The organism is Parablautia muri (assembly GCF_009917485.1).
GTDB lineage: Bacteria > Bacillota > Clostridia > Lachnospirales > Lachnospiraceae > Suilimivivens > Suilimivivens muri.
Window position 1 is genome coordinate 69721 of sequence record NZ_QZDT01000016.1, and the last position, 24843, is coordinate 94563.

Sequence of the window (24843 nt, forward strand, 5' to 3'; positions counted from 1 at the left end):
GCGTTATGATAGGAGGTATTAAGGATGAAAAGATATTGGAAGTATGTAAAGCCTTATCTGCGAGCATTTATTTTAGGACCGCTTTTTATGATTGTTGAGGTGGTCGGCGAGGTGGTGCTGCCTAAACTGATGGCTAATATTATCAATGTGGGAGCTGCCGACAGAAATGTCACCTATATAATCGGAATGGGAATCGCCATGATTCTTACGGCGCTTTTCATGATGGCAGGAGGTGTGGGCGGCGCCTATTTTGGAGCAAAAGCGGCAATCAGCTTTGCATCGGATTTAAGAAGCGATGTGTTTGATAAGGTACAGAAGTTTTCCTTTTCAAATCTTGACCAGTTCAGTACAGGCTCTCTTGTGACCAGATTAACCAACGATATTACCCAAGTGCAGAATTTGATCAATATGGCCCTGCGTATGATGCTCCGGGCGCCGGGGATGCTGATTGGGGCGCTTATTATGGCCTTTGTGATGAACACCCAGCTTGCGCTGGTGGTGCTGGTGGTGATACCGATTCTGGTGCTATTGATTGCCCTGGTAATTAAAACAGCCTTTCCGCGGTTTCATGTTATGCAGAAAAAACTGGATGCGTTAAATTCCACAATCCAGGAGGTGCTCACCAATGTGCGTGTAATCAAATCCTTTGTAAGGGGTGATTATGAGGAGGAACGGTTTGCAAAAGCAAATGAAGAACTGAAGGAGTCAAGTCTTAGCGCTTTTAAGGTGGTTATTTTGAATATGCCAATTATGATGTGTATGATGAATGCCACCACGTTAGGAGTTGTGTGGTTTGGTGGAAAGCAGATACTGGTGGGAACAATGCCGGTAGGGGATTTGACGGCTTTTACTACTTACATCGTACAGATTCTGATGTCACTTATGATGCTGGCTATGGTCTTATTGCAGAGTTCAAGGGCACTTGCATCTCTCCATCGTATCACAGAGGTTTTAGACACCCAGGTGAATCTGACGGATGAAGGATGCCGCCTTCCTGAAAAGATTGTTGGCAGCGGCAAAGTGGAATTTAAGGATGTGACCTTCAGATATTATAAGGAAAATAAGGAAACGGTGCTCTCGCAGATCAATTTTAAAGTGGAAAGCGGACAGATTCTTGGTATTATCGGAGGTACGGGCAGCGGCAAGACTACTCTTGTGCAGATGATCCCAAGGCTCTATGATGTGGACCAGGGAGAGGTTTTAGTAGATGGCGTTAACGTAAAGGATTATTCCTTAAAGCATCTGCGGGACGGTGTGGGTATGGTTTTGCAGAAAAACGTACTTTTTTCAGGTACGATTACGGAGAATTTGATGTGGGGAGATGCCTCCGCATCCATGCAGGAGACCATGGATGCAGCCAGGGCAGCACAGGCGGATTCCTTTGTCACCTCTTTTACAGAAGGGTATGAGACAGAATTAGGTCAGGGGGGCGTGAATGTATCCGGTGGGCAAAAACAGAGACTATGTATTGCCAGGGCGCTTTTGAAAAAGCCTAAAATTTTGATACTGGATGATTCGACCAGTGCAGTCGATACGGCTACCGAGGCAAAAATAAGGGAAAGTTTTACCAGTACTTTGAAGGACACCACAAAGATTATCATTGCTCAGAGGATTACCTCTGTGATGGATGCAGACCAGATTCTGGTGCTGGATGAAGGAAAAATAGTGGGAATAGGCAGTCATGAGCAGCTCCTTAAGGAGTGCGGACCTTATCAGGAAATTTATTATTCCCAGATGGATAAGGAGGTGTGTGCATCATGAAGCAGGAAAAATTAGAATATTTACAAAAAAAATATGAAAGTAAGCTTAACCCGCTAAAGGAGACTGCACAAGGGCAGGCAGCAGGCGGCGGTATGCCGAAGGGGCCCGGACCAGGAAGGCGGGGCGGCAGAGGAAACATGCCCGGCGGAAAACCTAAGAATGTGCGCATGACAGTTGGAAGACTGTTTGCCTATATTGCCCACGAAAAATGGAAATTGGGAATCGTATTTATTTGTGTAATTGGTGGAACCATTGCGAATCTGGCGGGTTCTTACATGCTGCGCCCTATTATCAATGGGCTTACATCTGAGGATGGAACTGTAACAACTTTGCTCAAAGGAATCCTGACAATGGCAGCAATTTATCTGGCAGGGGTGGCGGCGCAATATTTTCAACAGAGAATTATGATAGACGTGTCTCAAAATGCAATCATGAAGCTGAGGAATGACTTGTTTTGTAAACTTCAAAAACTGCCGGTGCGCTATTATGATACCAATAATCACGGGGATGTGATGAGCCGTTTTACCAATGATGTGGATGCCGTAGGGGAGATGCTGAACAATACGGTAGTGCAGCTGATTTCAGGGACAATCAATATCGTAGGCACTTTTGCTCTTATGCTGTATACCAATGTGTGGCTGACGCTGATTACCGTTTTGATGATACCGGTTATGTTAAAGGCCGTACAGATTGTGGGAGGCAGAAGCCGTAAATATTACCGGGCACAGCAGGCGGCTATCGGTACCCTGAACGGATATATTGAGGAAACGGTAACCGGACAGAAGGTGGTCAAGGTCTTTACTCACGAGGAGGATGCAAAGGAGGAGTTTGAATACTTAAACCGGGACCTTCGGGGCAAGCAGATAAAAGCCCAGTTTTTTGGAGGCATCATGGGTCCTGTTATGGGAAATTTAAGCCAGGTAAGCTATTCCCTGACTGCCTGCATTGGCGGAATTTTATGCGTGCTTCGCGGTTTTGACCTGGGTGGTCTGACGGTATTTGTCAATTATTCCAGACAGTTCTCCCGCCCGATCAACGAGGTTGCCATGCAGGTAAACACAATCTTTTCCGCATTAGCCGGGGCGGAACGGGTTTTTGCAGTGATGGATGCGGAGGCGGAAAAAGAAGATGCAGAGCATGCGATTCGCATTGTGGAAGATAAAGAGCGGGAAAAGAGCTTATATGCCATTCCAAAGGCAAGTCATCTTCATAAGATGGAAGGATTTATGGAAGATGTGCTGCAGCAGGATGAAAGCTTCTATTACAAAGAGGTAAAAGGAGCAGTTACTTTAAAGAATGTAACATTTGGCTATAATCCGGATAAAACCATCCTGAAAAATGTTTCTCTGTATGCGAAACCGGGGCAGAAGATTGCCTTCGTAGGATCTACCGGTGCAGGGAAAACCACCATTACAAATCTGATTAACAGATTTTATGATATTGACGAGGGCAGCATTACTGTGGATAATATACCTATATCGGAGATTGAGCGGGATTCCCTTCGGAAAAATATCGCTATGGTTTTGCAGGATACCCATTTGTTTACGGGAACTGTCAGGGAAAACATCAGGTATGGCAGACTGGATGCAACGGATGAGGAGGTGGAGCAGGCGGCAAGGACAGCCAGCGCCCATTCCTTTATTATGCGGTTAGAGCATGGGTATGATACCATGCTAGAGGGAGATGGGGCCAACTTAAGCCAGGGGCAGAGACAGCTCATTAACATAGCAAGAGCGGCAATCTCCAAAGCGCCCGTGTTGATTCTGGATGAAGCTACCAGCTCCGTAGATACCAGAACGGAGAAACATATTGAAAAAGGGATGGACCGCTTGATGGCTACAAGAACCACGCTGGTGATTGCGCATAGACTGTCCACCGTGCGCAATGCAAATGCAATTATGGTTTTGGAAAATGGAGAGATTATTGAGCGCGGCGACCATGACGACCTGCTTTCACAAAAGGGACGTTATTATGAACTGTACACAGGACTGAGCGAACTGAATTAAAAAGTCCGGCTAGGAGGGGATTATGCAGAAAATATTAGTTGTAATTGATATGCAAAATGATTTTATCAACGGTTCTCTTGGAACGGTTGAAGCCCAGGGGATTGTGAAAAATGTGGTAGAAAAAATTAGAAGCTATCAGGGATGTAAGGTGTTTGCAACCAGAGATACCCATGGCAGCGATTATTTGGAAACTTTAGAAGGGAAGCATTTGCCGGTTTCCCACTGCATCAAGGGGACAAAAGGCTGGGAGATTCAGCAAGAGGTTGCAGATGCCCTTTTGGAAGTGGGGGCAGAGGTGATTGATAAAGGGACCTTTGGCTCGAATGCTCTTGCAGATCAGTTATATGAAGCGGCTGGATCGGAGGAAAGCGAAATCGAACTGGTTGGGCTTTGCACGGATATCTGCGTGATATCCAATGGGCTGCTGATAAAGGCAAAGCTGCCACAGGTGCCGGTTAAGGTGGATCCTGACTGCTGTGCCGGTGTGACGAAGGAAAGCCATGAAGCGGCGCTGCTTACTATGAAAATGTGTCAGATTGATTTTTCGTAACAATGCTAAAGACGGAGGTGAGTTCATCATCAGCCAGCAAAAAAACTTTCATTGGGATTTATCGGTATTCCTTCTGCTATGATTCTAATATTGATGATTATTGATTTTAGGAGCGGCGCGCATATAACTTTTTCGATAGAACCAGGATATTATGATGATGTGCTGGAACTGGAAATATATGGAGGTGGACATGCAGGAAACAGAATATACTATACATTAGACGGGAGTGAGCCAAATATGGACAGCGCGTTATATGATGTCAACATGCCGATTGTCCTTACAGATGCTACTTCAAACGAAAATGTTTATTCCATGCGGACAGACACTTCAACAGGTTTTCAATATGATTTGGTTAATAAATATTCTATGAATTATCCGGGATATACAGTTCCTGACCATAAGGTTGATAAGTGTAATATTGTAAGAGCTTCGGTGCTGGATAAAAATGGAAAATGTCTTGATACAATAACGGGAGTATATTTTATTGGGTTTAAGAATAAACCGGCTTATGAGGGGATATATATTGCATCAATTGTGACGGATCCGTATAATTTGTTTGATTATGAAACCGGAATTTACACAACGGGAATTGCTTTTGATAATATGAAAGAAAGAATACCTGAATCAGAGGATGAAAATAACATGCCTTATTGATGGTGGTGGACTTCAAATTACAGTAACAGGGGGATTGATTGGGAAAGAGAAGCAGATGTAACTATTTTTGATGAAAACAGAAAAATAATACTGTCAGAAAACTATGGCATCCGGATACAGGGCGGCGGCAGCCGGGGGAAGCTGCCTAAAAGCATTGGATGCTTTGCAAGGGTAACATATGGCGGAAACGGTGAGTTTCAAACTGATTTGTTCCGGATAAATCAATATCCCCATAAATTTGTCTTTTTTCCGGCGGTGATGATAATATATTCAGGCTAAAGGATTATATGGCTGGCACAATGGAACAGGAGCTTTCTTTTGCAACCATGGATTTTATACCTTGCGCTGTCTTCCTGGATGGAGAGTATTGGGGATTTTATTATATAACGGAAAATTATAACAGTGATTATATCAGTGATCATTATCGTGTAAAAGAAGATAATGTGATTATGTATAAAAATGATGAACTGACAGAAGGATATGAGGAAGATACAGGACTTTTTAACGAAGCAATGGGATTTATTTCTTCTCATGATATGTCTGTGGAAGAAAATTATGAACAGGCATACAGTCTGATAGATATAGACAGCTTTATAGATTATTATGCGGCGCAGATATATAGAGCAAGAGATAATGACTGGCCCGGCAGTAATTATGCCGCGTGGCGGACTCGTGAGAATGATGGTTCTGCTTATGGCGACTGCAGGTGGAGATGGATGATGTTTGATGTGAATTACGGAGGACAATTCGTTGAACGGGCTGAGGCGGATACGCTTTCCAGCATTCTTGTAAGAGATTCAGTATTTTATTCCTTATTCTTAAACAATGAGTTTCATGCCAAATTTGCTGAAAGAATACTATACATTGGAAAAGAATTAAAATTTATGATATCTGATATGGATATGGAAAGAATCCGGTACAGGCTTTTGCCGTTTATGAGCTGGGATGAACACCAGGGCGAACGTGGATATATTGTGAGAAGCGTTTATTTTGATGATATTTATGATTCCTATCTGGCAGAGAATGAAGCAGGAACGGACTATAGGAAAAAGTACCGGATCCGGTTCTATAATGGGGCTTTGGATTTTATCCGTCTGGAAAAGAAAATCAAATATCGCGGGATGACCAAAAAAATAGTGCAGAAGCTGAGCAGGGAAGAAAGCGATTTCCTTTTATACGGAGAACAGGAAAAATGGCAGGAAACAATTTCCATTTAAGGGAAATTACCTTCTTAAAGAGGTTTATTATGAAATGATACGAAAAAAATTAATTCCAAAATGTATTGTGGAGTATGAACGTTTTGCTTTTGTGGAAAGTAAAGGAAACGTCCGGATAACCTTTGACCGGAATATTTTAGGAAGCAGGCGGACCGACAGATTTTATGATACCCAGATTGACGGTATGCCGGTCATGCCATGGGGCTATTATATATTGGAAATTAAATATGACGAGCTGCTGCCCCATTATATTTTAGCGGCGGTAGATACAGGAAATTTAAGAAGGCAGTCATTTTCAAAATACTATACGGCGAGAAAGGCCTTAGGATAATGGGAGGAGAAACGGATGGGATTTAATGATGTTATAAAAAGGTCGGTGCTGGAGGGATTTACTTCCGGGGATATTTCAACGGTGAAGATGATTGTAGCGCTGGGAATGTGCTTATTGATTTCTGCATATATCTACTTTGTATACAGGTATGTTACAAGGACAACTTTTTATGATAGGAATTTTAATGTTTCGATGGCGTCTATTTCTGTTATTGTCACGGGAATTATTATTGCCATGCAGTCAAGCCTGATTATTTCCCTTGGAATGGTGGGCGCGCTGTCCATTGTACGTTTCAGAACTGCAATAAAGGAGCCATGGACCTGCTGTTTTTATTTTGGTCGATAGGAACTGGGATTATATGCGGTGCAGGACTATATGAGGCAGCGGTGGCAGTTGCGCTGGTTACAACTTTGGGTATTTTATTTTTTCAGATTATACCTATTAGTGCCAGCCCATACCTGGTGGTGATAAACGCGCAGGACAAAACGGCGGAGGCAGAAATTTTGTCAATTATAAAAGGGTATTCTCCCCATTACAGAATTGATTCTAAAAATTTGAGGCAGTCAGGAATGGACCTCATTGTAGAAATCAGGAGCAAAAACAGCAGTGCACTGGTTGACGAATTGTCTGCAGTGGAGAGTGTAACATCAGTTTCTCTTTTATATCATGATGCTCCTGTTAAAAATTAAATATTCAAATTTCTTGCGCTTCAAAGTAGAAAATTTTGCTGGATATAGGAATAACCTATAGCTAGCAAAATTTTTTCCATATTGTACAAATCGGGAAAGGGATGCTATACTTCTCCCTGTGATAAATTATAGAAAACACAAGGAGGAATATATTATGAAAAAGTTTTTAGCAGTATTGCTTACCGGTGCAGTGGCAGTGAGTGTGCTTGGAGGCTGCGGGGGAAAAGGCAGTGCAGATGACAAGGTAATCAAGGTGGCGGCATCGGCAACACCTCACGCAGAGATTTTGGAGCAGGCAAAGCCTATTTTGGAAGAAAAAGGCTATCAGTTGGAAGTAACAGTTTTTGATGATTATGTACAGCCCAATGAAGTGGTGGAGAGCGGCGATTTTGATGCCAACTATTTCCAGCACATTCCTTATCTCGACAGCTTCAATGCAGAAAAAGGTACGCACCTTGTGAATGCTGGCGGTATTCATTATGAGCCTTTTGGCATTTATCCTGGCACAAAAGGAAATCTTAGTGATGTAGCAGAGGGTGACAGTATTGCGGTTCCCAATGATACGACCAATGAAGCAAGAGCATTGCTGCTTTTGCAGGACAATGGATTAATCACCTTAAAGGATGGAGCTGGCCTTGAAGCAACTGTAAATGATATTGAGGAAAATACATATCAACTTGAAATCGTTGAGTTAGAGGCAGCGCAGGTACCGAGAGTTGTAGATGAGGTTGCCTTCGTGGTATTAAATGGTAACTACGCTTTGGAGGCAGGTTACTCTGTGGCGAAGGATGCACTGGCTTATGAGAGCTCAGATTCGGAAGCGGCCAAGACCTATGTGAATGTCATTGCGGTAAAGGAGGGCAATGAAGGCGCAGAGAAGATTAAGGCATTGGTGGATGTACTGAAATCCGATGCAATCAAGGGTTATATTACAGAAAACTATGACGGAGCCGTAATACCTTTTGCATAATCAGCCATTTTATCAAAATGAATCTTGTTTTTAAACCGGCAGCCTTGAATTCATTCCTTCAAGGTTGCTTTCCATATATGCAGATTCTAATATGGATGTTGGCTGCTAAAACAGTATACGGCTGGCCGGAAAACTTATGACAGGCGGAGGTACAGGTATGACGCTGACACAATTAAAGTATGTGATTGCAATTGCAGACTCGAATTCCATGAACGAAGCTGCCAGAATGCTCTTTATTGCCCAGCCCAGTCTTTCACAGGCAGTAAAAGAGCTGGAGGATGAAATTGGAATTATCCTTTTTAACAGAAGCAACAGAGGCGTTAAGGTAACGCCGGAAGGGGAGGAATTTTTAGGCTATGCCAGACAGGTAACGGAGCAGTACCGTTTGATTGAAGACAGGTATATTGAGAAGAAAAACAGCAAAAAACGATTTAGCGTGTCTATGCAGCATTATACCTTTGCGGTGAAAGCTTTTGTGGAGTTAGTAAAACAGTTTGGCATGGATGAATACGAGTTTGCCGTCCATGAGACAAAGACATATGAAGTGATTGATAATGTCAAAAATTTTAAAAGCGAAATAGGCATTCTTTATTTAAATGATTTTAACCGGGCGGTGCTTACTAAGCTGTTTCAGGAGTCGGAATTAGAGTTTCATGCACTTCTAAATTGTGGAATTTATGCATATATATGGAAAGGACATCCGCTGGCTGAAAAGGAGGAAATTAGCTTAGAAGAGTTGGATGAATATCCCTGCCTTTCTTTTGAACAGGGAGATAACAATTCTTTTTATTTCGCGGAGGAGGTGCTCAGCACCTATGCTTATAAGCGACTCATCAAGGCCAATGACAGAGCAACCCTGCTTAATCTGATGGTAGGCCTTAACGCTTATACACTTTGCTCCGGTATTATATGTGAGAGTCTGAACGGTTCGGACTTTTGCGCCGTTAAGCTAAAATCGGAGGAAATTATGACCATTGGCTACTTAAAACGAAAAGGCGTTGCCCTAAGCCCTCTTGGACAGAAATATCTTGAAGAAATCAAAAAATTCAGGGAGAGTGTACTGTGATAAATAAATTTTTCACAGATAAATTTGTGCATGTGCCCCAATTTGAGGGTTGCTGGCAGGAATGGGCTGAAAAATTCTTTTTCGCGGACAGATTTACGCATCAGATCAGAGCGTGCTAGGGCGCTTTTTTCATGCCAGGTTTCTGTTTTACAGATTTTGGGTTGAAAAATGAGGGTTCTATTATGCCAAAAAAAGACAATTATCATAAAATTTGAAAAAAGGATTGACGGACAAAGGGAAAAGAAATAAAATTGTTTATGTAACTATAAGTTATATGAATAAAAAATATACATATGTAAGAGAGGGTCTAGGAAATGCTAACAAAAAAAATGGAAAAAATGAAAATGCAGCAGAAGCTTAATTTTGGTTACATAATCGTTATTGTACTGATGGTTATATCCGGTCTTTTTAGCATCATTTCATTGAGAACATTGTATGGGAATTTGACCAGCTATACAAATGGCGCTCAGGTAGTGGAAACAGCTACGCAGATGAGCCGGGTTCATATCAATGTGGCGGCGAGGGATATTCGAGAAATGGCCCTGAATGACGATACCAGCGCTTACAGCACTTATAAAGCGGAGATAGAAGAACGGGTAGAGAAAGCAAGAGAAGAAATTGTAGCATTAAAGGCAACGGGCCTGATTGATGCGGATACTGTGGAGAGCTTTTCCAACTCATTAGAAGAGTGGATTGAAGTTGGTTATGAGATCATTGGTGAGCTTGAAGCAGGAAACAGGGAAGAAGCTACACAACTGATTTTTAATGATTGTGTACCGTTACTGAATAAACTGATTACTGCAGCACAGGAAATAGATGTTATTGCAGGGGATATAACAAATGAGGCACTTATCAGCAGCAGGAATTCGTTTTATATTGGAGTAGCTGTTACGATTGCATTTATTATTCTAGCAACCATTTTATCATTCTATATTGGAAGGAAAATCATTGTTGCAGTTACAACACCCCTTGTTGAAATCGAATCAGTGGCTAAGGGTCTTGCACAGGGAAATCTTCATAATGATTTGACCTATCAGTCTGAGGATGAAATCGGAAGTCTGGCTGATAACCTCAGGGATTCTATTAAGACATTGAGTACATATGTGGATGATATATCAAGAACCATGAGTGAGTTCTCTAAAGGAAATTTTGTGGTTCAGCCTGCAGTGGAATGGAAGGGCGATTTTGAGGGAATCCATGAATCCTTTATGATGTTCGAAGATAAAATGGCTGATACCATCAGAGGCATACAGGAAGTTGCAGAGCAGGTTAAGAGCGGATCTGACAATGTTTCCGACAGTTCTACGGATTTGGCGCAGGCAGCAACAGAGCAGGCCGGAATTGCTCAGGAATTGGCGGCTACGATTGAAAGCGTATCCGGTCAGGTATCTCAGAATGCGGAATCTGCTAAGGAAATCAGCAGGAAAGTAGAAAACATGGGAGAAGAAATCTTCCAAGGCAATGAGAAAATGCAGGAGATGGTGCTGTCCATGAAGGAAATCAGCAACGCTTCTCAGGAAATTGGAAAAATCATTGCTACAATTAATGACATTGCATCCCAGACAAATCTGCTTGCACTGAACGCTTCTATTGAAGCAGCAAGAGCAGGTGAAGCAGGAAGAGGCTTTGCAGTGGTAGCAGATCAGGTTTCCACATTGGCATCCCAGAGTTCCGATGCTGCTAAAGAGTCAACTGTACTGATTGAGTCCTCTATGCGTGCAGTTAAGAAGGGTGTAGTGATTGCTGAAGAAACAGCAAAACAGCTTGAAAATGTAGTGACGGGTTCAAAGACTATCACGGCAGAGGTTTCCAAGGTGGCAAATGCACTGGAAGCACAGGAAGATTCCTTTGCACAGATTAATTCCGGTGTAGATAATATTAATGATGTGGTACAGACCAATGCTGCTACTTCCCAGGAATGTGCGGCTGCAAGCCAGGAAATGAACAATCAGGCAGGGGCTTTGGAAAGCCTTGTAGGCAAATTTAATATTTAATAATTTAAGTTTTATATAGTGAATTGCTGATGGATAAGGCCTTGCAAATGATGGAACATCATTTACAAGGCCTTTTATTGAACCAATTATATCAATTATTTGAAATAGAAAGGAGTTTTGCAGCATGGTAACACCAAGATTTATCAAAAATCAGTCAGGCCCTACTCTGGGAGTAGCAGAAGTGCCTGTCTTAAAAATAGACGGGCTGTACTTTAAGGATATGGAACGGACAGGTACTTTACTGCCATATGAGGATTGGCGGCTGCCTGCCAGGGAGCGGGCCCGTGATTTGGCTTCACGCCTTAGCGTAGAAGAAATTGCAGGTCTTATGATGTACAGTGCGCATCAGATGGTACCCAGCCTTCCCGGCGGCCCTTTTTCTGCGACCTATCATGGAAAAAGCTATGAGGAAAGTGGCGCAAAACCTTGGGACATGACGGATGCCCAGCGAAAGTTTCTTTCTGAGGACCATGTACGGTATGTGCTGGCTATGTATATACAAAATGGTGAGATTGCAGCCCGCTGGAACAATGAAATGCAGGCATTTTGTGAGGCACTTCCACATGCGTTACCAGTAAATATCAGCAGCGACCCCCGTCATGGCGCAGCTAAAACGGCTGCTGAATTTAAAACAGAAGCTGCAGATACCAGCAAGTGGCCGGACGGCATGGCCATGGCTGCTACCTTTGATCCGGATTTGTGCAGGGCTTTTGGACGTGTAGTGGCGCAGGAGTACCGTGCACTGGGAATATCGACCGCTTTAGGACCTCAAATTGATGTGGGTACAGAGCCACGTTGGATGCGGGTAGAGGATACTTACGGAGCTTGTCCAGAACTGGTGACAGATATGGCGCGCGCTTATTGCGATGGTTTGCAAACAGATCCTTCTGCTCCTGAAAATGCCGAAGGATGGGGTAGCAGCAGTGTTTCTGCAATGGTGAAGCATTGGCCGGGAGGGGGCCCTTGTGAGGCTGGGCGAGATGCCCATTATCCTTTCGGGAAATATGCGGTATACCCTGGTCAAAATCTGGACAAGCATTTAAAGCCTTTTCTCGAGGGCGCATTTCAGTTGGATGGTCCTACTGGGAAGGCGGCAGCCGTTATGCCTTATTATACGGTAAGCTGGAGAATGGATCCTTCCGGCCAGAATGTGGGCAACAGTTACAGCAAGTATATTATAAATGATTTACTTCGCGAAAAGTATGAATATGACGGCGTTGTCTGTACCGATTGGGGGATTACCCAGGATCCGGATGCTAAGATTGACTCCTTTGGAAGCAGATGCTACGGATGCGAAAATATGACAGAGGCGGAACGCCATCTCCGCATTCTGGAAAACGGTGTAGATCAGTTCGGTGGAAATAATGATATAAAGCCTATCCTGGAGGCATATAAGCTTGGATGCGAAAAATATGGCGAAAAGGCAATGAGAGAGCGCTTTGAGCGCAGTGCGGTCAGACTGCTTCTTACTAGCTTCCGCTGCGGGTTGTTTGAAAATCCTTATCTTGACCCGGAAGAAAGCGTTAAAACATTAGGTTGTAAGGAGTTTTGCGAGGCAGGCTTTGCGGCTCAGTTGAAATCTGTAGTTATGGTTAAAAACAATGGAGCGCTGCCGGTTAATGGCCGTAAGAAAGTATATATTCCCGGGCGTACGATCCGTGAGAGAAAGAATTTCTTCCGCGGATTGATCGGGGAGCAATGCATTGCCGGTGCAGACCGCAGGAATGTGGAGGAATTTTTTGAATGGACGGATTCACCTTCTGAGGCAGACTTTGCGTTGTGTTTTATAGAAAGTCCTTTAAGCGATGGTTACAGCGAGGAAACCGGTTATAAACCGATTATGCTCCAGTACCGTCCATACACCGCGTTGAAGGCAAGAAAAGAGAGCATAGCAGGCGGGGATTTTCGGGAAGATTTTTCAAACCGCAGCTACTTTGGTAAAAGTAATCAGGCAGCAAACGAGGGAGATTTGGATTTAGTATTGGATACCCGTGCGGCTATGCCGGATAAGCCTGTGATTGTAGTGGTACGGATGCACAATCCCTGTGTTTTGGAGGAGCTTGAGCCTTATGCGGATGCTATTTTGGTAGATTTTGGTGTGCAGGAGAAGGCAATCCTTACTTTGGTAAGCGGTAAGGCAGAACCAGTGGGCTTATTGCCAGTTCAGCTTCCGACTAATATGGATACCGTGGAAGAACATGGGGAAGATACCCCTTTGGATTATTGCCCTTATGAGGACAGTTATGGAAATGTTTACGATTTTGGATTTGGAATGAACTGGAAGGGACCGATTCATGATAAGCGGAATGCTAAGTATCATAAATAATATTGGAAAGTAGAATTATTCCGTCAGTAAAGCTGTTTTAATGTGAAAATATGGCAGTTGTTTTTGTAAAATGAAGTGACTGCCATAAGTAACGGGAACAGGATTGCCAGGAAACAGGATTTTATAAAAAAATAGATAAAACGGTTGACAGAAGCGACAAAAAAAGATACAATATTGTTTGTTCGCAGGAATGGCGGAATTGGCAGACGCGCACGGTTCAGGTCCGTGTGGTAGCAATACCATGAGAGTTCAAGTCTCTTTTCCTGCACGGAAAGAAGTCCTAAATGGGGCTTCTTTTTTATGTACTGCTTAGTCTGTACTAGTTATTTTCAGCTTTGAGACAAAGGCCTCTGTTCCAATATCCACAAAAATGCCTATGGCATCTTTTTGACCGGTACCATGTTTCAGGTGTTCAACAATTAAAATAGGATTTGTGAATTGATTTAGATAGAATTCTGCACGTTCATTTTCAATGACAGCCTTTAAGGTAATCCATTCATTTAAATCTATATCAGCACAGGCTTCATATTTGGTAATGCCATATTCCCGGAAGTAACTGAATGTATAGCCGGGATAGGAAAAATATTGGCACCCATGAGCTTTTCTGACAGCATCGGTACATGTACGGCCATTGGTCGGCCTTAGGTAAAAGGATTCAAATTTTGAATCACCTGCATTAGCCCTGAATACGATACCAATAAATCCTCTTGCAAATTCAGGAGCATCGGGCAGTAAACGGCTTAACAGTTTTATTTCGATAATGCCGTTATGGAATTGCAAATCATTTAGTTTTGCATAAGTATTTTCATCATAAAGATTCATTTTATCCTTTTTGATTATACGCAAAATAGATTTGCCTTCAAACATTGCATTTTCTATCAGTGTATGTACTGCGGTGAAATTTTTCTTTTCGAGGTGAATTGATTTCATATAATGCCTCCTGTGAAATAGATTGAAAAATAATTTGTATTTTGTTACTATTACTTATAACATCTTTTGAGTGGCCTCTTAGGTATATAATAGTTTATAATAGTTTTGAGTGATATATAGTTTGCAATAAAGCTGCTATTCGCAGAAAAGAGGCCAGCATAGTAACATTCGGGGCGGTATTTCGCATTTTGCTGTTAAGGATGGCTTGAAAAGTAATGTCATATATAAGCAAATATGTTAGATTTGCTTGTAAATAATTGTAAAAATGGCTGGTATGTATGATTATGGTTTTTAATTGGAAAGATGAATAGATAGGTATTATTGTAAGAATTTGCTTTTAGGCCTGATGTTAGTGTTGTTAGACATTACATCAGGCTTTTTAAGAGAAAAATGTAACTACCTAGATGGTAGATGTAACTGCTATATGTCATCAACTGTGTCATGTGGTATTTGGAATTGACATGCACAAGAGAGAAACATGTGTATACTAATAAAATAGAGATAAGCATCCGCTCTTTGGATGCGGAAAGAGGTAAATATGAATCAGGCAATTGGTTGGGCTGCTATGGGGACCGGTTTTACATTTTTTATGACCGCCCTTGGGGCCAGCGTGGTATTCATTTTTAAAAGGGAAATGGGGAAAAGTATTCAAAGGGCATTTTTAGGCTTTGCGGCCGGAGTAATGATGGCGGCCTCCGTATGGTCTTTGCTGATTCCTGCAATAGAGGAAACAGAGAGTATGGGAAAAATAGCGTGGATTCCTGCAGCCGGAGGCTTTGTGCTCGGGGGCTTATTTTTATATTTGCTGGATTTTTTGATGCCGCACCTGCATTTGGGCGAGAAAAATCCGGAAGGTATAAAAACCTCCTTTCACAGGACAACGTTGCTGGTGCTGGCAGTAACGCTGCACAACATTCCGGAGGGAATGGCAGTAGGTTTAGCCTTTGCTATGGCGGCACAGCATCCGGAGGATCAGGCTCTTTATGCGGCAGCTTTCGCGTTGGCTATCGGTATAGGCATTCAAAATTTTCCTGAAGGCGCAGCAATCTCCCTTCCTCTGCGTCAGGAAGGTATGAGCAGGTGGAAGGCTTTTTGGTTTGGTGGCCTTTCGGGGGTGGTGGAATTAATATTTGGTATTGGAATTACTCTGATTGCGGCACAAATCACGCCATATATGCCATGGTTCTTGGCTTTTGCAGCGGGGGCAATGATTTACGTGGTGGTGGAGGAGCTGATACCGGAAGCTAATCAGGGTGAGCATTCAAACCTTGGTACCATAGGTGTTATGGCAGGCTTTTTGATAATGATGATTTTAGATGTGGCGCTAGGATGATGTATGTATGAACGCTGGTAGAAAAGTGTAAATATCTTAATTCCTCAATAGACCTTACACTTTTGCATAAGAAATTTCAGAATGCTATATGAAATGATATACATTTGGCGAATGCTGTGAAAGACAATACCCCCGCCTTTTGAGGCGGGGCTGACCTTGCTTATTGAGGAAGCATTTCATGCTGCTTTAATACTTCAATAACTGTTTCCATCTGATCCTTGAGAAGGTGTATATCCTTTCGAATGTTTCTTTCAGAAATTTTTACATCAAGCTCCAAATCATCCATTTTTCTTGAAGCACGCTCCAACTTTATATCAATCATATCAAGGCGGCCATATATGGGTTTGATTTTAGGGTCAAACTTTTTATCAAAGCTCTTATCGAAACTTTCAGCAAAACTCTTTTTAAAACTTTTGTCAAAACTTTCGGTAAATTTTTTATCGAAGCTTTTATCGAAACTTTCAGCAAAACTCTTTTTAAAACTTTTGTCAAAACTTTCGGTAAATTTTTTATCAAAGCTTTCATCGAAACTTTTATCAAAGCTTTTTTTAAAACTTTTGTCAAAATTTTCGGCAAATTTTTTATCAAAGCTTTCATCGAAACTTTCAGCAAAGCTTTTTTTAAAGCTTTTGTCAAAATTTTCGGCAAATTTTTTATCAAAGCTTTTATCAAAATTTTCGATAAGCTTTTCATCTAATAGTTCACCTATTGCTTTAATATCATCAACTGTCAATGTCATGTGAATACCTATTACCTTTCCGTGCCTGCTAATTTTAAGCGGAAAGCACAAATCTATATGTATAAAATACTGTTGTTTTATGTCAATGGATTATTATGAAATGTATTATTTTGATTTTAGCATAGCAAAAGTGTAAAGTCTATTCAATTATCAAGGTAGGATATAGCAGCATTTAAATTATGAATTTGTATTTTGGAACGTAAGTTATCTCTCAAAGCTTGAAAGTGTCTGATGACCACCTTTAGAAGTGTAAAGTGTGGCAGGGATATAGATATGATTATTGATTAAAAATGTTTGTGAGAACCTTTTTTGCTTTGATAATTTATACTATCATAGTCTGCGTTGTGAAGTCAATTAAATAGATTTCTGTGATTGATAAGATAGTATCAGTTCGTTACTTTTCACGGGTCAGGAATGTGTATTCCTGACCCGTGAAAAGTAACCGGACTGTCACAACCAACAGAATTTGGCTTTTGGAAAGCCTTGTAAAATTATTTTTGAGAGTATATAATTGAGTAACAGTTTTAGCAAGGCGAAGCTGGTGTTACAATAAGCAAAAGATCAATACAGGTTGTATGAAAGAAAACATTGGTGTAATCAATATGATTTATATCTTGACGGCGATGTATGCTGAGGCACGCGCTATCATTACACATTTTCATCTAAAAAAGGATATATCACATATCCATTTTCAGGTATTTGATAATCAGGAAGTGGGCATTCGGCTGATTGTGGCAGGGATAGGTGCAATTTCGGCTGCGGTGGCAATTGCAGATACTTGCATGGCAGCGGAAGCAGGAGATTTTCTGGTCAATGTTGGTATTTGTGCCGGTATACAGGAGGAAAAGGTATCAGAAAAGGGAAATGACTGTCTGGCAAAAGGGGCATTGCTAAGTAGAGAACCTAATCAAGGCGAAAATGAAAGAATTTGCAGGATAGGGGAAATTTTTTTATGCAATAAAATCAGAGAACAGATTACAGGCAGAACTTTTTATCCGGATATTTTGTATCCGCATGGATTGAAAGAAGCACAGATTTTGACGGGAGCAGCAGCCTACACAAAGGATAAAAAGAAAGAGGGTTTTTGGCTTTATGATATGGAGGCCGCGGCGGTTTATCAGGCGGGATTGTATTACTTTGGTCCCCATCAGATGAGTTTTTTGAAAGTGGTATCTGATTATGGGGATGCCGAAAAGGTAACAGCGGAGCAGGTCAGGGAGCTGATGGAAGGCAATGTGGAAAGGATTGCGGAATATGTTAACTTTCTACAAGAGATAGGGCGCAAAGAGCAATCTGGTATAAGTTTTTTAGAAGATGTGCTGCTAAGTGAGACGGAGAAGCTTTGCAGGGATATGCATTGTTCCAAGACAATGGCGGCGGCTCTGCGTCAGTGTATTCGTTATGGTATTCTATCCGGTGTGGATATTGCAGAGCTGAGAAAAGAAATGTACCGCGAGGGGAAGCTGCCGTGTAAGGATAAAAGAGAGGGAAAGCTTTGTTTTGAAGAATTTAAAAGGAGAGTATTATAATTCCCCTTTTTCCCATGTATATGTGGAAAAAGAAGTGTGGGAGCACCCACGGACGAAACGTATTTTAGCCAAGCTCCCAGACGCGGATGTCATTGAGATAGATCATTATAAAGATGTATTCTGCCGGAAAGGGCAGGATTATGTTTTGCAGCATAGGGCACAGAATTTAATTCTTGGGGCAAAGCATGGAACGCTTTTATATAAAGGGGCGCCGGTCTGTCAGAGCTTTGGTAATCAAAATTTTTATTACACCTCCTGTATGATGAATTGTATTTTTGACTGTGAATATTGTTATCTGAAAGGAATGTACCCTTCGGGCAATCTAGTGGTGTTTGTCAATCTGGAAGATATTTTTAAGGAGGTAGAAAAGCTTCTTTTAAAAGAGGAGCTTTACCTTTGTATCTCCTATGATACGGATTTGCCTGCCTTAGAGGGATTGATGGGCTATGTGCAGGAATGGCTTCAATTTGTAGAAGAAAATCTATTTTCAGGAAAGAAAAGACTGACTGTTGAAATACGCACAAAGGCGGCGGACAGTCATTTTTTTGAGAGACATTTTCCGGTGCCCGGGGTTATTTATGGGATGACTTTGTCACCCCAGATAGTGATTGAGTCCTATGAACATAAAACTCCGGCCCTCAGGCAAAGAATTGCCTGGGCTACACAGGCAATGACTGAGGGGTACAGGGTGAGGCTTTGCTTTGACCCTATGATTTATTGTAAGGAGTGGAAGCAACGGTATAGTGAAATGCTGGAGGATGTATTTTCACAGATTGATATGGATAAAATTGAGGATGTAAGCGTAGGGACCTTCCGGGTTTCACAGGATTATTTGAAAAAGATGCGCAGGCAACAGCCTTGTTCGATGGTGGTACAGTACCCTTTTATCAATGACAAGGGCGTGTATCATTATCCGAAGGAATTGACGAAAGAGATGGAGCAGTTTTTGGTTGACAGACTAAAAGAGAGGATTGCAGAGAAAAAAATATTTTTGTGGGAAGATGAGGAAATGTAAGTGATAGAGCAATTAAATAATGAAGAAACGGCGAGGGAGCGGCACAGAAAACGGATTGAACAAATGCGGCGCAGTAAGCGCAGACAAATGCTTTTTCGGAAATTCGGACCGCCTGTAACCGGGGGGATTGCGGCGTTTCTCTTGGTATTTTGGGGGATAGGGATTTTCCGCAGACCTGTGGAAAATGGCGAAAAAAGATTGGACATACACAGACAGATCCAGACGGCGGATCTGGAAGAAAAAGGCGATGAAACGCCTATGTCTTCACAGCCGTCTGAAGCACAAATGGAAGGGGGAGAAGCAGTAGAGGCAGATACCTTGTTGGCGGAAAATATGGCCAGTGCCTTTATCAAGGCAAAAACACTGCCGGAGGTAAATAATACGCTGGAGCTTTTAAGGGAAATAGGCAGCCATAAGACTTACGCTGCGGAACCTTCGGAAAACACCTTAGAATTGGAAGATAAGCTTGCATCGGGAGATGAATTTTTCAGCGCATATGCGGTGCTGATTGATTTGGACAGCAAAAGTATTCTTGCCCAGAAGGATTATAAAGAAAGAATCAATCCGGCGTCCATGACTAAAATTCTGACGGTTTTAGTGGCGGCGGAGCATGTGGAGGATTTGGATGATACTTTAACGATTACACTTGACATTACGGATTACGGATACAGGCATAAGTGCAGCAGCGCCGGCTTTGACAGGGATGAAACGGTAACAGTGCGGGATTTGTTTTATGGGACGATACTGCCTTCCGGGGCAGATGCAGCAGTGGGGCTTGCAACCTATGTGTCAGGAAGCCAGGAGGCTTTTGTGGAGTTGATGAATGAAAAGCTTAAGGAGCTTGGCCTCTCGGAGACTTCCCATTTTACAAACTGTGTGGGTGTTTTTGATGAAGATCATTATTCCACGGTTTATGATATCGCTATGATTTTGGAGGCGGCAATGGATAATGAATTGTGCAGGGAGTTTTTGTCAGCACATATTTATACCACCTCAAAGACGAAGCAGCACCCGGAGGGGATTGAACTTTCCAACTGGTTTTTGCGCAGGATTGAGGATAAGGACAGCGGAGGAGAAGTGGTCTATGCAAAGACCGGTTATGTGGAGCAGTCGGGAAGCTGCGCGGCCAGCTATGCACAGGGGAAGGACGGAAAGGGATATGTGTGTGTGACGGTTAATGCAAACAGTCCGTGGCGGTGTATTTATGACCATTCAGGATTGTATAAGCAGTTTTTGGGATAAAAGAAACAACCTGGCACTGCGCACGGAAATCAATTTTAAGGATGCTGTGCGTTAGTTTTAAAAGAATGAAAATAACTTGGCGGGCGGGAGAATTTACGGTATAATAAATTTGAAAGTATGTGGATTAGTATAGGCAGGAGTGGAAATGGATTTATTTGAATATATGCGCACGGCCAGCATGGAGAAGGATTCTCCGCTGGCCGCACGGTTGCGCCCGATGGCCTTAGAGGAAGTGGTGGGGCAGCAGCATATCATTGGCAGGGACAGGCTTTTGTACCGGGCAATTAAGGCGGATAAGCTCAGCTCCCTTATTTTTTATGGGCCGCCGGGCACGGGGAAGACAACCCTTGCCAAGGTGATTGCCAAAACCACCAGCGCGGAGTTTACCCAGATCAATGCCACCGTTGCAGGGAAAAAGGACATGGAGGAGGTTGTAAAGGCAGCCAAGGATACCATGGGTATGTATGGCAAAAAGACCATACTTTTTATTGACGAGATACATCGCTTTAATAAAAGCCAGCAGGATTATTTGCTTCCCTTTGTGGAGGATGGAACGGTCATCTTGATTGGGGCTACCACGGAGAATCCGTATTTTGAAGTGAACGGGGCGCTCTTATCCCGCTCGGTGATTTTTGAACTAAAGCCCCTTGGATGTGAGGATATAAAGGAGCTGCTTCGCAGAGCCGTTTATGACAAAGAAAAAGGCATGGGTGCCTATGATGCGGTTTTGCATGAGGACGCTATGGATTTTTTGGCGGACATGGCAGGAGGAGACGCCAGACATGCTTTAAATGCCATTGAGCTTGGCATTATGACTACAAAGCGGGCAGAGGACGGGAAAATACATATCACATTGGAGGTGGCCCAGGAATGCATCCAAAAAAGGGCGGTGCGCTATGACAAGAGTGGGGACAACCACTATGACACGATTTCAGCCTTTATCAAAAGCATGAGGGGATCCGACCCGGACGCGGCGGTTTATTATCTGGCAAGGATGCTTTATGCAGGGGAAAGTGTAACTTTTGTGGCAAGGCGGATCATGATTTGTGCATCGGAGGATGTAGGAAATGCGGACCCGCAGGCCATCCAGGTAGCGGTAAATGCATCGCTGGCCGCAGAGCGGGTGGGAATGCCGGAGGCCCAGATTATTTTGTCCCAGGCGGCTTTGTATGTGGCAAGCGCGCCCAAAAGCAACGCTTGTGTCAAGGCAATCGGGGAGGCTATGGAAACAGTGGAAAAAACAGGAAATCTGCCCATACCGGCACATTTACAGGACGCCCACTACAAAGGGGCGGCGAAGCTAGGCCACGGTGCAGGGTATTTGTATGCCCATGATTATCCCAATCATTATGTGGAGCAGCAATATCTGCCTTACGAACTTACAGGAAGGGAGTTTTATCACCCTTCAGGCAATGGGTATGAGGTAAAAATAAAAGAGCACATGAAACGAATCAGGAAAAAAGAAGGAAACGAAACGATATGATTTTTAGAACCGGAAAAAATGAGAAGCCGGCGGAAGATAAACCTGTGGAGGAAAAGAAAACCAAAGACAGCCATGCCCCGGGGGCCGGCTTATTTGCAAAAAAACGCAGACCAGGCAAAAAAGACCGGAAAGATACACAAAAGCTGGTGAAAAGAATGACAATATTGATGGGGCTGGTATTGCTGGCCGGAGGAGCGGCAGTATCTTACCTGTTTCTTTTCAGGAAGGAGGAACCCCAGCAGAATGTGCAAAAGGCGCCTGATATTAAGGAAGAAATCCAAGTTCCGGAAGTGGAGGAGGAAATAGGCAGCGATGTGACGGACCACATTGTGACGGCAGGAGGAGCCGTATGGGAATCCTTTAAAAAGCGCCCGGCAATGATGGAACTGCCGGAAAATGCGGCGGATTTTGCGGATATAACAGAGTGTGTGATTGACGATAGTAAAAGAATTTCCGTAACTTTAGAAGGAGACGGCATTCCCAAAAGCGATGATAAATATTATTACCTTTTTGCACTGAATACATATGACAACAGCATTGCAGAGGGAGCCGATTATCTGGACAGGGATTATAAGAACAGCTCTATCAACCTGAAAACCAGCCTTAATTATAACCTTGCCGGCAGCCGTTTATATAAAAAATTTGTAATTGCGGTTAAGAAGGACGGAGAATATGTGCCGGTAAGTACGCCCAGCTATATTACCAATCCTGAAGCCATAGCTAGGTTTGGCTCCGTGTACCAGCAGCCGGCATCTAAAAAGGGACTTCTGGTAGACCCTAATAAATTAAGGGGCGGTGAGTTAGATGATTTGGGTGTAAAACAGGCGGCTTATAATATACCGGTTGCAAGGTTGCTTGGCCCCACATCCAGTGCAGCGTATCCTACGATTTATTATACTTATAATGGAAAGACTTACTCTTTTAACGGACAGGTGGTGGCGGAATATGACATTGTGTTTGGCACATTGACCGCCAAAGGGATTAGCACTACGGCCATTATTTTAAACAATTATTCATCGGCCTACTCCCAGCTGATTCATCCCCAGGCCAGAGGCGGGGGTTCGGCTCCTTATTATATGTTTAACGGCGCGGAAGAATCCGGCGTGGAGTATATGGCGGCGGTTGGCTCCTTTTTGGCGGAACGGTATTCGGATAATACCCACGGGAGGATATCCAACTGGATCATTGCTAATGAAATCAATGCCCGGAAAGAGTGGAACCATATGGCCTACACGGATATCGAGACCTATGTGGAGGAGTATGCCAAGGCGTTTCGGGTGTTTTATACGGCGATTAAGAGTGTGAGCAGCAGCGCTCGGGTTTATATTTCTATCGACCAGCAATGGGATAGGAATATTAAAAATAATACCAATTATGACGGCAGAGATATTTTGGATGTATTTAACAGAAATATAACCTTAAAAGGAAATATTGACTGGGGTGTGGCCCAGCATCCCTACAATGTTCCGCTGACAGAGGCCAGAACCTGGCAGGGATCCAGGTATGTGGAGCACAGTGCGGGCACCTCCATGATTACCATGGCCAACATAGAGGTTTTGATCAATTATATGAAGCAGGAGCATTTCCGGGACAGAAACGGAGAGGTGCGCAGTATTTTGCTCAGCGAGCAGGGTTATACCTCCCATGCGGGGGAGGCTTTGCAGGCGGCAGCCTTTGCATACGCTTATTATAAAGTGGCGGCTTATCCTGAAATTGACGGATTTTTGTTAAACAGACAGACGGACGCAGGAGAGGAAGTGGCCCAGGGACTGGCCTTTGGACTGTCAGATGCCGGAGGCAGACATAAACAAATATACGATGTATTTAAATATATTGATACATCGGAGCATGCCGCACATACGGATTTTGCCAAGGATATTATAGGGATCACAAGCTGGAATCAGATTATAAGATAAAAAACGCCATGAAAGATTCAATTTTGGCTAAATGATTTACGCCGCCAGGTTTTGCAAGTTTACTTGCAAGGCATGGCGGCGTTTGATATGGTTATCGTTCTCTGACACATAAGGCGATACAGCCGACATTGGTATGGAGCAGAAGGCTGTACTGAGGGTGGTGCCTTAAAAAGATTTGTTTCATGGCATCATCATCGATCAAAAGATCTTTTTTCAGCGTATAGGCCCCTTCCTCAAATTGAAAGTAAGCGCCAATGCGATGGAGCATCTGCTGGTCCATTAATTTAGTGGCGGAAAGGATGGTATTGTTTATTTTGTCAACCGTAAACCCAAGTACCTTGCCAATGGTCTTGAGGATCATCTTTTCTTCCAAGGACAAAATGACCCACAAGGGCTTTCCCTCAGGAGATATGTAATAAAGAATATAGTTAATGGTGCGGCCAAAGCTTTCACCATCGTAATATTCGCTGAATATGTTGGACTTTAAACCAAAAATTTCCCATACTACCTGTTTAAAGCCATCTTTAAGGGCCGCATTTACAGATTCCACCTGTGTGATGTCCCATTTGCTGACAACCTTGCCGGTGATGGCTTTGTCTTCCACCATAATATGTCCGGTAAGCCAGCCTATGCAGATCCCCAGAAAACGCTGGACAGATTCGGTAGAGTAATTGGAGTCTGTCATGTCTTGCGCAAGAATGGGTAGAGTTTTTTCCCGTAAATTGTCATGAAGCTTTTTGTGCATGGCATAGCCTGGGTAGTTTATGGAACGCATGTAAGCTTCTTCCTCGGAAAAATGCTGTGCGGTATAATTTTTAAAAAATTTGATACCTTCCGCGCAGGCCAGCTGGCTATTTTTATGTTCATCCACCAGTCTCATGATGCGCCGCACAATAGAAAATAATTTTTGATGGGCATTGTCAATAACCTCCACACCGATGTTGAACTGATCGTTCCAGATTAACTCATTCATCATTAAAGACTCTCCTTTTGCTTCATTATAGATTAGGTAGTTGCGAAACCATAAGCTGTGAAAATATTTAGCCAATATATTCTACTCAAATCCTGCTGCACCAAGCATTCCAACAAGCC

General features: G+C 42.9%; 21 protein-coding genes and 1 tRNA gene. 19 read left to right on the forward strand and 3 right to left on the reverse strand.

Annotation, left to right across the window (positions count from 1 at the left end):
• Positions 1-24 precede the first annotated feature (24 nt).
• From D5281_RS11240 to D5281_RS11300, 13 genes are all read left to right on the forward strand, one after another.
• Positions 25-1761: an ABC transporter ATP-binding protein gene (locus D5281_RS11240; RefSeq protein WP_160560260.1), complete on the forward strand. Its 1737-nt coding sequence runs from the start codon at positions 25-27 to the stop codon at positions 1759-1761.
• Positions 1755-3767: an ABC transporter ATP-binding protein gene (locus D5281_RS11245; RefSeq protein WP_408637270.1), complete on the forward strand. Its 2013-nt coding sequence runs from the start codon at positions 1755-1757 to the stop codon at positions 3765-3767. The genes D5281_RS11240 and D5281_RS11245 overlap by 7 nt, the downstream gene beginning before the upstream one ends.
• Before the next feature lie 22 nt (positions 3768-3789).
• A complete protein-coding gene (locus D5281_RS11250; RefSeq protein ID WP_160560264.1) occupies positions 3790-4317 on the forward strand; it encodes a cysteine hydrolase family protein in 528 nt (175 codons plus the stop codon).
• Between the two features lie 51 nt (positions 4318-4368).
• On the forward strand, positions 4369-4971 hold the full coding sequence (locus D5281_RS11255) for an FN3 associated domain-containing protein (protein ID WP_160560266.1): 603 nt from the start codon (positions 4369-4371) through the stop codon (positions 4969-4971).
• Between the two features lie 266 nt (positions 4972-5237).
• Positions 5238-6188 (forward strand): CotH kinase family protein, encoded by a 951-nt coding sequence (locus D5281_RS11260; protein WP_330584969.1) that lies wholly within the window; start codon positions 5238-5240, stop codon positions 6186-6188.
• Positions 6136-6519: a VTC domain-containing protein gene (locus D5281_RS11265; RefSeq protein ID WP_330584970.1), complete on the forward strand. Its 384-nt coding sequence runs from the start codon at positions 6136-6138 to the stop codon at positions 6517-6519. Before D5281_RS11260 ends, D5281_RS11265 begins: the two co-directional genes overlap by 53 nt.
• A 15-nt stretch (positions 6520-6534) precedes the next feature.
• Positions 6535-6864, forward strand: coding sequence for a hypothetical protein (locus D5281_RS11270; protein ID WP_160560272.1), 330 nt, complete (start codon positions 6535-6537; stop codon positions 6862-6864).
• Complete coding sequence (locus D5281_RS11275; protein WP_160560274.1) at positions 6834-7208, forward strand: hypothetical protein; 375 nt, start codon at positions 6834-6836, stop codon at positions 7206-7208. Before D5281_RS11270 ends, D5281_RS11275 begins: the two co-directional genes overlap by 31 nt.
• A gap of 154 nt (positions 7209-7362) precedes the next feature.
• A complete protein-coding gene (locus D5281_RS11280; RefSeq protein ID WP_160560276.1) occupies positions 7363-8178 on the forward strand; it encodes a MetQ/NlpA family ABC transporter substrate-binding protein in 816 nt (271 codons plus the stop codon).
• Between the two features lie 157 nt (positions 8179-8335).
• On the forward strand, positions 8336-9244 hold the full coding sequence (locus D5281_RS11285) for a LysR family transcriptional regulator (RefSeq protein ID WP_160560278.1): 909 nt from the start codon (positions 8336-8338) through the stop codon (positions 9242-9244).
• Between the two features lie 314 nt (positions 9245-9558).
• Complete coding sequence (locus D5281_RS11290) at positions 9559-11238, forward strand: methyl-accepting chemotaxis protein (protein ID WP_160560280.1); 1680 nt, start codon at positions 9559-9561, stop codon at positions 11236-11238.
• Between the two features lie 124 nt (positions 11239-11362).
• Positions 11363-13564 (forward strand): glycoside hydrolase family 3 protein, encoded by a 2202-nt coding sequence (locus tag D5281_RS11295; RefSeq protein WP_160560283.1) that lies wholly within the window; start codon positions 11363-11365, stop codon positions 13562-13564.
• 184 nt (positions 13565-13748) lie between these two features.
• Positions 13749-13832 (forward strand) — tRNA-Leu (locus D5281_RS11300).
• Positions 13833-13873: 41 nt separating this feature from the next.
• Here the strand turns inward: D5281_RS11300 and D5281_RS11305 are convergent.
• Positions 13874-14494 carry a hypothetical protein gene (locus tag D5281_RS11305; RefSeq protein WP_277935310.1) on the reverse strand — a complete coding sequence of 207 codons (621 nt, stop codon included), beginning with the start codon at positions 14492-14494 and terminating at the stop codon, positions 13874-13876.
• Between the two features lie 538 nt (positions 14495-15032).
• On the opposite strand from D5281_RS11305, the gene D5281_RS11310 reads away from it, so the two are divergent.
• Positions 15033-15827 carry a ZIP family metal transporter gene (locus D5281_RS11310; protein ID WP_160560285.1) on the forward strand — a complete coding sequence of 265 codons (795 nt, stop codon included), beginning with the start codon at positions 15033-15035 and terminating at the stop codon, positions 15825-15827.
• Between the two features lie 160 nt (positions 15828-15987).
• On the opposite strand, the gene D5281_RS11315 is transcribed toward D5281_RS11310, so the two are convergent.
• Complete coding sequence (locus tag D5281_RS11315) at positions 15988-16566, reverse strand: hypothetical protein (protein ID WP_160560287.1); 579 nt, start codon at positions 16564-16566, stop codon at positions 15988-15990.
• A gap of 575 nt (positions 16567-17141) precedes the next feature.
• On the opposite strand from D5281_RS11315, the gene D5281_RS11320 reads away from it, so the two are divergent.
• From D5281_RS11320 to D5281_RS11340, 5 genes are all read left to right on the forward strand, one after another.
• The gene (locus D5281_RS11320) at positions 17142-18095 is read left to right on the forward strand and encodes a hypothetical protein (protein WP_160560290.1); all 954 of its coding nucleotides are present in this window, start codon (positions 17142-17144) and stop codon (positions 18093-18095) included.
• Entirely contained in the window at positions 18067-19110 is a 1044-nt protein-coding gene (locus D5281_RS11325) for an SPL family radical SAM protein (protein ID WP_160560292.1), read from the forward strand. Before D5281_RS11320 ends, D5281_RS11325 begins: the two co-directional genes overlap by 29 nt.
• Positions 19111-20352: a D-alanyl-D-alanine carboxypeptidase family protein gene (locus D5281_RS11330; protein WP_160560294.1), complete on the forward strand. Its 1242-nt coding sequence runs from the start codon at positions 19111-19113 to the stop codon at positions 20350-20352.
• 145 nt (positions 20353-20497) lie between these two features.
• On the forward strand, positions 20498-21835 hold the full coding sequence (locus D5281_RS11335) for a replication-associated recombination protein A (RefSeq protein ID WP_160560296.1): 1338 nt from the start codon (positions 20498-20500) through the stop codon (positions 21833-21835).
• Positions 21832-23751: a DUF5722 domain-containing protein gene (locus tag D5281_RS11340; protein ID WP_160560297.1), complete on the forward strand. Its 1920-nt coding sequence runs from the start codon at positions 21832-21834 to the stop codon at positions 23749-23751. Before D5281_RS11335 ends, D5281_RS11340 begins: the two co-directional genes overlap by 4 nt.
• A gap of 91 nt (positions 23752-23842) precedes the next feature.
• On the opposite strand, the gene D5281_RS11345 is transcribed toward D5281_RS11340, so the two are convergent.
• Positions 23843-24727: a bacteriohemerythrin gene (locus D5281_RS11345; protein ID WP_160560299.1), complete on the reverse strand. Its 885-nt coding sequence runs from the start codon at positions 24725-24727 to the stop codon at positions 23843-23845.
• Between the last annotated feature and the right edge of the window lie 116 nt (positions 24728-24843).